Annotated in this window: 11 protein-coding genes; all 11 read right to left on the bottom strand. The window is 57.1% G+C overall.

Translation table 11 applies throughout. The features are described from left to right. Window position 1: 1 nt before the first annotated feature. The 11 genes from nuoM to nuoB all read right to left on the bottom strand — a co-directional run bounded on the left by nuoM (window position 2) and on the right by nuoB (window position 13104). Entirely contained in the window at window positions 2-1531 is a 1530-nt protein-coding gene (gene nuoM, locus HV355_RS04290) for an NADH-quinone oxidoreductase subunit M (RefSeq protein ID WP_089597916.1), read from the bottom strand. 159 nt (window positions 1532-1690) lie between these two features. After that, the gene (gene nuoL / locus HV355_RS04295; protein ID WP_089597915.1) at window positions 1691-3532 is read right to left on the bottom strand and encodes an NADH-quinone oxidoreductase subunit L; all 1842 of its coding nucleotides are present in this window, start codon (window positions 3530-3532) and stop codon (window positions 1691-1693) included. Beyond that, complete coding sequence (nuoK, locus tag HV355_RS04300; RefSeq protein ID WP_006176506.1) at window positions 3529-3831, bottom strand: NADH-quinone oxidoreductase subunit NuoK; 303 nt, start codon at window positions 3829-3831, stop codon at window positions 3529-3531. The genes nuoL and nuoK overlap by 4 nt, the downstream gene beginning before the upstream one ends. Then, a complete protein-coding gene (nuoJ, locus tag HV355_RS04305) occupies window positions 3828-4382 on the bottom strand; it encodes an NADH-quinone oxidoreductase subunit J (RefSeq protein WP_010433354.1) in 555 nt (184 codons plus the stop codon). The genes nuoK and nuoJ overlap by 4 nt, the downstream gene beginning before the upstream one ends. A 10-nt stretch (window positions 4383-4392) precedes the next feature. Continuing rightward, a complete protein-coding gene (gene nuoI / locus HV355_RS04310; RefSeq protein WP_010433353.1) occupies window positions 4393-4935 on the bottom strand; it encodes an NADH-quinone oxidoreductase subunit NuoI in 543 nt (180 codons plus the stop codon). Between the two features lie 13 nt (window positions 4936-4948). Beyond that, the gene (gene nuoH / locus HV355_RS04315; RefSeq protein WP_010433351.1) at window positions 4949-5926 is read right to left on the bottom strand and encodes an NADH-quinone oxidoreductase subunit NuoH; all 978 of its coding nucleotides are present in this window, start codon (window positions 5924-5926) and stop codon (window positions 4949-4951) included. Next, complete coding sequence (nuoG, locus tag HV355_RS04320; protein ID WP_182401027.1) at window positions 5923-8646, bottom strand: NADH-quinone oxidoreductase subunit NuoG; 2724 nt, start codon at window positions 8644-8646, stop codon at window positions 5923-5925. The genes nuoH and nuoG overlap by 4 nt, the downstream gene beginning before the upstream one ends. Window positions 8647-8700: 54 nt before the next feature. Next, complete coding sequence (gene nuoF / locus HV355_RS04325; RefSeq protein WP_089597913.1) at window positions 8701-10038, bottom strand: NADH-quinone oxidoreductase subunit NuoF; 1338 nt, start codon at window positions 10036-10038, stop codon at window positions 8701-8703. Beyond that, a complete protein-coding gene (nuoE, locus tag HV355_RS04330; protein ID WP_006176513.1) occupies window positions 10035-10535 on the bottom strand; it encodes an NADH-quinone oxidoreductase subunit NuoE in 501 nt (166 codons plus the stop codon). Before nuoE ends, nuoF begins: the two co-directional genes overlap by 4 nt. Window positions 10536-10537: 2 nt before the next feature. Next, complete coding sequence (gene nuoC, locus HV355_RS04335) at window positions 10538-12340, bottom strand: NADH-quinone oxidoreductase subunit C/D (RefSeq protein ID WP_089597912.1); 1803 nt, start codon at window positions 12338-12340, stop codon at window positions 10538-10540. A gap of 89 nt (window positions 12341-12429) precedes the next feature. After that, entirely contained in the window at window positions 12430-13104 is a 675-nt protein-coding gene (gene nuoB, locus HV355_RS04340) for an NADH-quinone oxidoreductase subunit NuoB (RefSeq protein WP_003861482.1), read from the bottom strand. Between the last annotated feature and the right edge of the window lie 12 nt (window positions 13105-13116).

A 13116-nucleotide genomic window follows, 5' to 3' on the forward strand; every position in this document is an offset into this window, starting at 1 on the left:
ATTACGGCCTTGTAGTAGAAGCAGAATTAACAAACCACTGCTGGATGTTGCCCATCGCGCTATGCGAGGTATCCAGTATCGGCTGCGGATAGAAGCCCAACAGCACCAGCAGTACGACCAGCAGCAGGATGATGAACAGCTCACGCAGCGACATCCCCGGCAGTTCTTGTGCAGCAATTTCGCTCTTCGCTTTACCGAAGTAAGCGCGGTGCAGCATCGCCAGCGAGTACACGGAAGCGAACACCAGGCCAAAGGTGGAGATGACGGTAATCATCGGAACCACTTTGAAGCTGCCGAACAGAATCATAAATTCGCCGACGAAGTTACCGGTGCCCGGCATACCCAGGGTGGCAACCGCGAAGAACATGGAGAGCGCTGGCAGCCATTTCATTTTGCCCCACAGGCCGCCCATCATGCGCATGTCGCGAGTGTGCAGACGTTCATACAGCTGACCGCACAGGATGAAGAGACCCGCGGCGGACAGGCCGTGCGCAATCATCTGAATGACCGCGCCCTGGTACGCCAGCTGGCTGCCGGTGTAGATCGCAATCAGCACGAAGCCCATGTGGGAAACGGAGGTGTAGGCAATCAGACGCTTGATGTCGTACTGCGTGAAGGCCATCCACGCGCCGTAGAAGATACCGATCACGCCGAGCCACATGGCAATGGGTGCGAATTCAGCGGAGGCATTCGGGAACAGCGGCAGTGCGAAACGCAGCAGACCGTAGGCCGCCGTTTTAAGCAAGATGCCCGCCAGGTCAACGGAACCCGCCGTCGGTGCCTGAGAGTGCGCGTCTGGCAGCCAGCCGTGCAGCGGAACCACCGGCATTTTCACCGCGAAGGCAATGAAGAAGCCCAGCATCAGCAGGTATTCCACGCCGTGAGACATCGGGGTCTTCAGCAGCTCTTCATAGTTGAAGGTCCAAACACCGGTCGCATTGTAATGCACGAACACCAGCGCCAGGATGGCAATCAGCATCACCAGACCGCTCGCCTGGGTATAGATGAAGAACTTGGTTGCCGCCGTGATACGCGTTTTACCGTCGGACGCCTTATGGCCCCACAGCGCGATCAGGAAATACATCGGCACCAGCATCATCTCCCAGAAGAAGAAGAACAGGAACATGTCGATGGCAAGGAACACGCCGATCACGCCGCCCAGGATCCACATCAGGTTCAGGTGGAAGAAGCCCTGGTATTTTTCGATTTCTCGCCAGGAGCAAAGTACCGCCAGAACGCCGAGCAGGCCGGTCAGCACCACCATCAGCAGCGACAAACCATCAATCGCGAGGTGGATCGTAATGCCGAAACGCGGGATCCACGGCAGGATAAACTCAGACTGCCACTGCGGAATGCCCGCAGACTGGGTCAGAGAGTAGCCACCCTGCAACCAGAGTTGCAGGCCAAGTGCGAGCGTTAATCCCATGGTGATCAGCGCGATCCAGCGCGGCATCTTCACGCCAAAGCGTTCAGTCTGCCAGCACAGGAAGCCGCCGATGAAGGGAATTAATATTAGCCAGGGTAGTAACATGGCGATTTTTATTCCTTGTTAAAGTCCCTAAGGGACCGATTTTCAACAAATTCGACAAAATTCACGCGTTAGTGCGGTTTGTTGTGTCGGGTGGCGCTCACGCTTACCCGACCTACGCTCTCGTAGGCCCGGTAAGCGCAGCGCCACCGGGCAAAACCACTATCGCAACACCATCAGCAGCGCCAGCACGACAACCGCACCGATGCTCATGGATGCCACATACCAGCGCAGATAACCGTTCTCGCTGTACAGCAGGCCTTTACCTGCAAAGCGGGAGAGGATCGCCGGGATATTCATCAGGCTGTTCAGCGGGTCGCGTTTTACCAGCCACGCGATGCCCAGGAACGGCTTAACGAAGATCATGTCGTACAGCCAGTCGAAGCCCCACGCGTTGTACCACCAGGTGCCCAGCAGACGGCCCGGCGCACTGTTGGCAACGGCAGTCACCAGCGTGCGTTTACCCAGCCACAGCCATGCAGCAATCAGGATGCCCGCGATAGCAACCACGCCGGAGGTGATTTCAAGCGTCAGAACGCGACCGTGCTCAAGCTCGGTTGTCGCCGGGAGTACGCCCTGCAGCGGTGGCACAATCATCGCGCCAACGAAGGTGGAGAGTACCAGCAGCACAATCAGCGGCAGGTGATGGGTGATCCCCTTCCCTGCGTGAGCGTGAATTTGTTCTTTACCGTGGAATACGATGAAAATCATACGGAAGGTATACAGGGAGGTCATGAACGCACCGACCAGACCCGCAACCATCAGATTGATATGACCATTCGCCATGGCACCCGCAAGGATTTCGTCCTTACTGAAGAAGCCCGCGGTGATCAGCGGCAGTGCCGCCAGCGCCGCGCCGCCCACCAGGAAGCAGACATACACCAGCGGGATAGACTTACGCAGTCCGCCCATCTTGAAGATATTCTGCTCGTGGTGGCAGGCCAGGATCACCGAACCGGATGAAAGGAACAGCAGCGCTTTAAAGAACGCGTGCGTCATCAGGTGGAAAATAGCTGCGTCCCACGCCTGAACGCCCAGCGCCAGGAACATGTAACCAATCTGGCTCATGGTGGAGTACGCGAGAACGCGTTTGATGTCGGTCTGCACCAGTGCGGCAAAGCCTGCCAGCACCAGCGTGACCGCACCGACGATACCCACCAGATGCAGAATTTCCGGGGTCATCAGGAACAGGCCATGGGTACGCGCAATCAGGTAAACACCCGCGGTTACCATGGTCGCGGCGTGGATCAGCGCGGAGACAGGCGTTGGACCCGCCATCGCGTCGGCCAGCCATGTCTGCAGCGGCAGCTGCGCGGATTTACCCACAGCGCCACCCAGCAGCATCAGCGTTGCCCACCACAGCATGTTGTTGCCTGCTTCGAAGTGCGCCGGCGCCAGTTCCACCATTTCGCGGAAGTTCAGCGTGCCCAGTTCGTTATAGAGAATGAACAGCGCGAAAGCGAGGAACACGTCACCCACGCGGGTCACGACGAACGCTTTCATGGCCGCTGCGCCATTCTTCGGATCGGTGTAGTAGAAACCGATCAGCAGGTAAGAACACAGACCCACGCCTTCCCAGCCCAGGTACATCAGCAACAGGTTATCGGCCAGCACCAGAACAACCATGCTGGCGATAAACAGGTTGGTGTAGGCGAAGAAGCGGGAGTAGCCCTCTTCACCGCGCATATACCAGGAGGCGAACATGTGGATCAGGAAGCCCACGCCGGTGACAACGGAGAGCATGGTCAGAGACAGACCATCCAGCACCAGGTTGAAACCGATGTTGAAATCACCGACCGACATCCACGTCCACAGCGGCACGCTGAAAGGCTGACGTCCGTTGTTAAAGAAGTCGATACCCGCATACGCTGTAACCAGCGCAGCCAGACCGATTGAGCCGATACCCACGGTCGCAGACAGATTCTCAGACCAGCGGCCGCGAGAAAACGCCAGCAGCACGAAGCCAATCAGCGGAAAAATAATGGTTAAGGCAAGCATGTTCATCCACGCAACTCACTTACTGAATCGATGTTCAGGTTCTGGCGGCGACGATGGAGCTGCAGCAACAGCGCCAGGCCAATACTCGCTTCGGCAGCCGCAAGGCTGATGGCGAGAATGTACATCACCTGACCGTCGGCCTGGCCCCAGTAGCTCCCGGCGACAACGAAGGCCAGCGCGGAGGCGTTAATCATGATTTCCAGACCAATCAGCATAAACAGCAGATTGCGGCGGATAACCAGACCGGTTAAGCCCAGAACGAACAAAATCGCAGCGAGGATCAGTCCATGTGTTAAGGGGATCATGCGCGCTCCTCCGTTTTTCTTTTCGCGCGGTCATCAGTGCGGTTGCTCAGCACCTCGCCAACACGCTCTTCGCGGCCGACGTGGAAGGCAACAACCAGACCTGCCAGCAGCAGCATTGACGCCAGTTCAACCGCCAGAACGTAAGGGCCAAACAGAGCAATACCCACTGTCTTAGCGCTGATTGGCGTACCGTCGATGCCCTGATCGTTCACGCCCAGAATGGCGTAAACAATCACCACCAGCATGATGGCCGACAGAATTGCCGGACCAATCCACACCTGCGGTTTTAACCACTGACGTTCCTGCTCAATTTCAGAGCCGCCCAGGTTCAGCATCATCACCACGAACACGAACAGCACCATGATGGCACCGGCGTAGACGATGATTTCCAGCGCACCGGCGAAGTGCGCGCCCAGCGCAAAGAACACCCCGGAAATGGCCAGCAGCGAAATGATTAAGTACAGCAGCGCATGCACCGGATTGGTGTGCGTGATCACTCGCAGCGTAGCCAGGATGGCGATAAGGCCACAGATATAAAAAGCGAATTCCATTGCCCTCTCCTTACGGTAACAGGCTCTTGACGTCGATAGGCTTAGCTTCGTTCTCTGCTTCGCCCTTATCTTTGCCGTCGATTGCCATACCCGCCATCCGGTAGAAGTTATATTCCGGGTATTTGCCCGGACCGGAAATCAGCAGATCCTCTTTCTCGTACACCAGGTCCTGACGCTTGTACTCACCCAGTTCGAAGTCTGGAGTCAGCTGAATCGCCGTGGTTGGGCACGCTTCTTCACACAGACCGCAGAAGATGCAGCGTGAGAAGTTGATGCGGAAGAACTCAGGGTACCAGCGGCCATCTACCGTCTCGGCTTTTTGCAGAGAGATACAGCCTACCGGGCACGCTACCGCACACAGGTTACAGGCAACGCAGCGCTCAGAACCGTCCGGATCGCGCGTCAGCACGATACGGCCACGGTAGCGCGGCGGCAGATATACCGGCTCTTCCGGGTACATCTGGGTTTCGCGTTTGGCAAACGCGTGCAGGCCGATCATCCAGATACTGCGTACCTGGGTGCCGAAACCTACTAATAATTCTTTTAAGGTCATGGTCTAAAGCCCCTTATGGCTGCTGCCAGAGAATGACAGCCGCCGTTACCAACAAGTTGACGAGCGTCAGCGGCAGGCACACTTTCCAGCCGAAGGACATTACCTGGTCATAACGCGGACGCGGTAAGGACGCACGAATCAAAATGAACATCATCATAAAGAACGCGGTTTTCAGCGCGAACCAGATGAACGGCGGTAAGAACGGGCCATGCCAGCCACCAAAGAACAGCGTTACCATCAACGCGGAAATGGTGACGATACCGATGTACTCGCCCACGAAGAACAGACCGAATTTCATACCGGAATATTCAATGTGGTAACCGTCGGCCAGTTCCTGTTCGGCTTCTGGCTGGTCAAACGGGTGACGGTGACACACCGCCACGCCCGCGATAGCAAAGGTAATAAACCCAAAGAACTGCGGGATAACGTTCCAGATGTCGGCCTGGTTGTTGACGATGTCGGTCATGTTAAATGAACCGGCCTGCGCCACCACGCCCATCAGGGAGAGACCCAGGAACACTTCGTAGCTCAGCGTCTGCGCGGAAGCACGCATTGCACCCAGCAGCGAGTATTTGTTGTTACTGGACCAGCCTGCGAACAGCACCGCGTAAACCGCGAGGCCTGCCATCATCAGGAAGAACAGAATGCCGATGTTCAGGTCAGCGACCACCCAGGTCGGGCTGACCGGAACGATAGCAAACGCCAGCAGCAGCGAGGTGAAGGCGATCATCGGTGCCAGAGTAAAGATCACGCGGTCCGAGAAGCGCGGGATCCAGTCCTCTTTAAAGAACATCTTGATCATGTCCGCGACCAGCTGGAGTGAACCACCCCAGCCCACGCGGTTCGGTCCGTAACGGTTCTGGAACAGACCGAGCAGACGACGTTCACCAAAGCTCATGAACGCGCCGCAGGTGACCACCACCAGCAGAATCACAACCGCTTTCAGAATGCTCAGCAGGATGTCGATAAGATCCGGCGTTAACCAACTCATGCTTTTGCCTCCTGCAGGTTATCAAGACGCGCACCCGCCAGTACCGGCGCGATGCCAGGCATACCCATTGGCAGACCCACCTGCCCTGCTGTCAGACCTTCAGAGATAATCAGCGGCAGGCTGATTGTCTGGCCGTCATAGCTAAAGGCAATGTTTGCGCCCGCGTTAACGCCAAGCTTCGCGGCATCCGCCGGGTTGAGCTTGATGTACGGCTGCGGCATGCGGGTCTGGAAGACCGGTGAACGCTGGGACAGCTCGTCGCTACCGAACAGATGGTAGTACGGCGCGATACGCCAGTTGCCATCCTGGGCCTGGAAGCTCGCCGGTACGGTGGTGAAGAAGTCCAGACCGGTTTCGGAGGCTTCAATCAGACGCACGCCCGGATCGCCGTGACGCAGGGAGCCACCCACTTCAGCCTGGAACTTGTTCCATGCCTGCGGGGAGTTCCAGCCCGGAGCCCATGCGAATGGGATTTGCGAACGCGGCGCAGACGGCTGGTTGTTCCCTTCCATGGAGAAGGCGAACATGGTGTCTTTATCCTGCGGCTGGCGCGGTTCGTGCACGCTGATATTGGCACGCATCGCAGTACGACCGCTGTAACGGTGCGGTTCACGCGCCAGTTTCTGGCCGCGAATGCGGAAGCTTGCTTCAGGCGCGGCATCTTTAATGCCTGCCAGCTGAGGCAGTTTTTCGACTACCGCGTCGATAACGTGGTCGAGCTGCGTCCAGTCCACTTCACGGCTCTGCACGGTGCTGTGCAGGGAGTGCAGCCAGCGCCAGCTTTCCAACATCACGGTGTTGCTGTCGTAGTAGGCAGGGTCATAAACCTGGAAGAAACGCTGTGCGCGGCCTTCGTTGTTGATAACGGTACCGTCGCTTTCTGCGAAGCTTGCCGCAGAGAGCACCAGGTGCGCTTTATCCATAATCGCCGTGCGCTGATGGTCAATCACCATCACCAGCGGCGCTTTGGAGAGCGCGGCGTCAACGCGAGCAGCAGAGGCATGGCGATGCAGATCGTTTTCCAGCACCACAACGGCATCTGCAGAACCGGATTCCAGTTCGCTTAACGCTGCTTCCAGCGAGCCGCCGCCGATCATACCCAGACCGATGCTGTTCACCGCACGGGCAATCATGGTCACACCGACGTCCGCACCGCGGCCTTTCAGGGCTTTGGCAACGTTGGCTGCCGCCTGAATGATCTCGGCGCTACCGGCGTTGGTCCCGGAAATAATCAGCGGTTTTTTCGCACCGGCCAGGGCCTGAACAATCACGTCGACCTTGTTCTGCAGGTCGCGATCCAGCTCAACGGCCGGTGAGCTGTTGTCCAGCGCGTGGGCAATCGCAAAGCCGAGGCGCGCCTGATCTTCAACCGGTGCGCAGTAGGTCCACGCGGCGATGTCGTCCAGACGGGTATTGTCAACGTTGGTCACAAACAGAGGATGCTTCGCGCGCTGACCGATGTTCAGGATTGCCGCAATCTGCCAGTCGGCCACTTTCTGCGCCGCTGCCATTTCACGTGCTTTCCCCTTCACCGCCTGACGAACCGCCAGTGCCGCGCGTGCGCCGGTCTGCGTCAGGTCTTCACCCAGCACCAGAACCGCATCATAAGATTCAATTTCGCGCAGCGCAGGGGTGTGGACACCGCCTTCACGCAGCACTTTCAGTACCAGCTGCAGACGTTCCTGCTCGCCCTGAGCGATACCGGTATAGAAGTTTTCCGCCCCAACCAGCTCGCGCAACGCAAAGTTGCTTTCGATACTGGCGCGCGGGGAGCCGATACCGATCACTTTCTTCGACTGGCGCAGAATATCTGCCGCGCCCTGCATCGCCTGTTCAGCGTTCAGGGTAATGAAGTCGTCGCCACGGCGCTGAACCGGCTGACGCGGACGGTCTTTCAGGTTGACATAGCCATAGCCGAAACGACCGCGGTCGCAGAGGAAGTAGTGGTTAACGGTACCGTTATAACGGTTTTCGATACGGCGCAGTTCGCCGTAACGCTCACCCGGACTGGTGTTACAGCCGAGGGAACACTGCTGGCAGATGCTTGGCGCAAACTGCATGTCCCATTTACGGTTGTAACGCTCGGAGTGGGTTTTATCCGTGAATACGCCGGTCGGGCAGATTTCTACCAGGTTACCGGAGAATTCGCTTTCAAGCGTACCGTCTTCCGGACGACCGAAGTAGACGTTGTCATGTGCGCCATACACGCCCAGATCCTGACCGTCTGCGTAGTCTTTGTAGTAACGCACGCAGCGGTAGCAGGCGATGCAGCGGTTCATTTCGTGAGAGATGAACGGCCCCAGATCCTGATTACGGTGGGTACGCTTGGTAAAGCGATAGCGACGGAAGCTGTGACCGGTCATGACAGTCATATCCTGAAGGTGGCAGTTACCGCCCTCTTCACAAACCGGACAGTCGTGCGGGTGGTTGGTCATCAACCATTCCACCACGCTTTCGCGGAACTGTTTGGCTTCTTCGTCATCAATCGAAATAAAGGTGCCTTCGGTGGCTGGCGTCATACAGGACATCACCAGGCGACCACGCGTGTCTTCCGCGTTTTGATATTGCTTCACCGCACACTGGCGGCAAGCACCGACGCTGCCCAGCGCCGGATGCCAGCAAAAGTACGGAATATCGAGGCCAAGAGACAGACAAGCTTCCAGCAGGTTGTCCGCCCCGTTGACTTCGTATTCTTTGCCGTCTACATGAATCGTAGCCATTAGCATGCTTCCAGTTGTCTCGGTCGAAACCGAGCGTTAATCAAAATTCTGTTTTTACCAGCGCGCTTTCAGCAGGTTCGGCTGAATCCCATTGATTGAATGGGTATTGCTGAACGGCTGCTTGATGCCTGCTTCGAATTCGTCGCGGAAATATTTAATCGCGCTCTGCAGCGGCTCGACGGCACCCGGTGCGTGGGCACAGAAGGTTTTGCCTGGGCCTAAGAATCGACACAGTTGCTCAAGTGTCTCGATATCGCCAGGCTGGCCTTCGCCACGTTCGATTGCACGCAGGATCTTCACGCTCCACGGCAGACCGTCACGGCACGGTGTACACCAGCCGCAGGACTCGCGGGCGAAGAACTCTTCCAGGTTACGCACCAGCGAGACCATGCCGATCTCGTGGTCGACGGCCATCGCCAGCGCCGTACCCAGACGGCTGCCTGCTTTACCAATGCTTTCGAATTCCATCGGCAGATCGAGGTGGGCTTCGGTCAGGAAGTCAGTCCCTGCCCCACCCGGCTGCCAGGCTTTAAATTTCAGGCCATCGCGCATGCCGCCGGCGTAGTCTTCAAGAATTTCGCGCGCGGTGGTACCGAACGGCAGTTCCCAGACGCCAGGATTTTTAACGCGACCGGAGAAGCCCATCAGCTTGGTACCGGCATCTTTGCTTGAAGAGATGCCCTGATACCATTCAACGCCGTTGGCGAGAATCGCAGGAACGTTACACAGGGTTTCGACGTTGTTTACGCAGGTCGGTTTACCCCATACGCCGGAGCTTGCCGGGAACGGTGGCTTAGAGCGCGGGTTCGCACGGCGACCTTCCAGGGAGTTAATCAGCGCGGTTTCTTCACCGCAGATATAACGCCCAGCACCGGTGTGCACGAACAGTTCGAAGTCAAAGCCGGTGCCCAGGATGTTTTTCCCAAGCAGACCCGCTTCGGTGGCTTCCGCAATCGCGCGACGCAGGTTTTCTGCCGCTTCGATGTACTCACCGCGCAGGAAGATGTAGCCACGGTACGCTTTCAGCGCAAACGCGGAAATCAGCATGCCTTCCACCAGCAGGTGCGGCAGCTGCTCCATCAGCAGGCGGTCTTTATAAGTGCCCGGCTCCATTTCATCGGCGTTACACAGCAGGTAACGGATGTTCATGGATTCGTCTTTCGGCATCAGGCTCCACTTCAGACCGGTGGAGAAGCCCGCACCGCCGCGCCCTTTCAGGCCAGAGTCTTTTACCGCGTTAACGATGTCGTCCGGCGCCATGCCGCCAAGGGCTTTACGCGCGCCGGCATAGCCGTTTTTGCTTTCGTATTCTTCAAGCCATACCGGCTGTTTGTCATCGCGCAGACGCCAGGTCAGCGGATGCGTCTCAGCAGTACGAATTACAGTTTTCATTTGTACTGCTCCAGCAGGTCAGGAATCGCTTCCGGCGTCAGATGGCTGTGAGTGTCCTCATCAATCATCATGGTCGGCCCCTTGTCGCAGTTACCCAGGCAGCAGGTCGGCAGCAGAGTAAAGCGTCCATCGAACGTGGTCTGGCCCGGCTTGATATTGAGCTTCTTCTCAATCGCAGCCTGAATACCCTGATAACCGGTGATGTGGCAGACAACGCTGTCACAGTAGCGGATCACATGGCGGCCAACCGGCTGACGGAAGATCTGGCTGTAGAACGTGGCTACGCCTTCTACGTCACTCGCCGGAATACCCAGCACTTTTGCGATCTCGTAGATCGCCCCATCCGGCACCCAGCCACGCTGTTTCTGTACGATTTTCAGCGCTTCAATGGACGCCGCACGCGGGTCTTCGTAGTGGTGCATCTCATGCTCAATGGCGGCACGTTCTGCTTCACTCAGCTCAAAAGCCTCGGTCTGTGGTTGTTGATTCTCGTGCATAATTAGCGGTCCACATCTGACATAACAAAATCGATACTACCCAGATACACAATCAGGTCGGAGACCAGACTGCCGCGAATGGCGGCCGGGATCTGCTGCAGGTGCGCGAAGCTTGGCGTACGCACGCGGGTACGGTAGCTCATGGTGCTGCCGTCGCTGGTCAGGTAGTAACTGTTGATACCCTTGGTCGCTTCAATCATCTGGAAGGATTCTTGCGCCGGCATGACCGGACCCCAGGAAACCTGCAGGAAGTGGGTGATCAGGGTTTCGATATGTTGCAGCGTGCGCTCTTTTGGCGGCGGCGTCGTCAGCGGGTGATCCGCTTTGAACGGGCCTTCCGGCATGTTGTTGAGGCACTGCTCAAGGATGCGCAGACTCTGGCGCAGCTCTTCCACTTTCAGCATCACGCGGGTATAGCAGTCGGAAACACCGCCGCCCACCGGGACTTCAAAGTCGAAGTTCTCGTAGCCAGAGTAAGGACGGGCTTTACGCACGTCGAAATCAATACCGGTCGCACGCAGACCTGCACCTGTCGTCCCCCACTCCAGCGCTTCTTTCGCGCCGTAGGCTGCAACGCCCTGAGAACGACCTTTCAGGATGGTGTTACGCAGCGCGGCTTTCTCGTAAGACGCCAGACGTTTTGGCATCCAGTCGAGGAATTCACGCAGCAGACGGTCCCAGCCGCGCGGCAGATCGTGAGCCACACCGCCGATGCGGAACCAGGCCGGGTGCATACGGAAACCGGTAATCGCTTCCACCAGATCGTAGATTTTCTGACGGTCGGTAAAGGCGAAGAATACCGGGGTCATCGCGCCGACGTCCTGAATGAACGTGGAGATGTACAGCAGGTGGCTGTTGATACGGAACAGTTCTGACAACATGACGCGAATCACGTTAACGCGATCCGGCGTGGTGATACCCGCCAGTTTCTCAACGGCCAGCACGTATGGCATTTCGTTGACGCAGCCGCCGAGGTACTCGATACGGTCGGTATACGGAATGTAGCTGTGCCAGGACTGACGCTCGCCCATCTTCTCGGCACCACGGTGGTGGTAGCCGATGTCAGGCACGCAGTCGACAATCTCTTCGCCGTCAAGCTGAAGAATGATACGGAATGCACCGTGCGCAGACGGGTGGTTCGGACCGAGGTTGAGGAACATGAAGTCCTCGTTTTCAGTACCGCGCTTCATGCCCCAGTCTTCCGGCTTGAAGGTCAGCGCTTCCATCTCCAGATCCTGCTTGGCTTTGGTCAGCTCAAACGGGTCGAATTCGGTTGCACGTGCCGGGTAGTCTTTACGCAGCGGGTGGCCGGTCCAGGTCTGCGGCATCATGATGCGCGTCAGGTGCGGGTGGCCGTCAAAGGTCATGCCGAACATTTCCCAGGTTTCACGCTCGTACCAGTTCGCGTTCGGGAAAAGTTTGGTGATCGTCGGCAGATGCATGTCGTTTTCAGACAATGCCACCTTGAGCATGATATCCGTATTACGGTCTATTGAGATCAGGTGGTAGAAAACGGAAAAATCCGCAGCAGGGAGACCCTGGCGGTGAGTACGCAGACGTTCATCCATGCCGTGTAAGTCAAACAGCATGACGTAAGGTTTCGGCAATTTCTTGAGGAAATCGACCACTTCCAGTAATTGTTCACGCTTCACCCAAACAACGGGTACCCCGGTGCGGGTGGCCTGAACAGTAAAGGCATCCGGCCCAAAACGGTTGCGCAGTTCGCCAACGACTGGGTCATCGAGATGATCCCGTGTCTGCCAGGCGGCTTCTTGCGCGGTTAAGTCGGTCATATTGTTCACCATTGCAAATGGTCCGTGGTGACTGTTAAGCCTGGCTTCGCGCTATTTGAGTAGTGATATGCGAAGGTGTTCTCCAGGCCCACAGGCGCAAATTAAATTTCGTCAGGCGTACGTAGGTTGGTGACGGCAATACGTTCACCACGTTTACGCTCGCGCTCGGACTGCATGTTCGCGCGATACACACCCTGATCGCCAACAACCCACGACAGTGGGCGACGTTCTTTACCGATAGACTCCTGCAGCAGCATCAGCGCCTGCATGTAAGCTTCCGGACGCGGCGGGCAGCCCGGAATGTAGACATCCACCGGGATAAACTTATCTACGCCCTGCACGACGGAATAAATGTCGTACATACCGCCAGAGTTTGCACATGCGCCCATGGAGATAACCCATTTTGGCTCCAGCATCTGGTCATAAAGACGCTGAATAACCGGGGCCATCTTGGTAAAGCACGTACCGGCCACCACCATCAGGTCAGCCTGACGTGGGGAAGCACGCAGTACCTCTGCCCCAAAACGCGCAACGTCATGCACCGCAGTGAATGACGTCACCATTTCAACGTAGCAGCAAGAAAGGCCAAAGTTGTAAGGCCAGATGGAGTTCTTACGACCCCAGTTGACCATATCGTGCATGGCATGTTCGAGCTTGCCCATGTACACGCTTTTATTGACTTCTTGCTCCAGGGGGTCGGTTACGATCTCCTGTTTTTGCAGGGGGTAACGGTCATTCTCACCGTTAGGATCTATGCGGGTGAGCGTATAATCCATCTTATTGCCTCG

Origin of the sequence: Enterobacter sp. RHBSTW-01064 (assembly GCF_014103035.1) — a bacterium.
GTDB classification, from domain to species: Bacteria; Pseudomonadota; Gammaproteobacteria; order Enterobacterales; family Enterobacteriaceae; genus Enterobacter; species Enterobacter mori.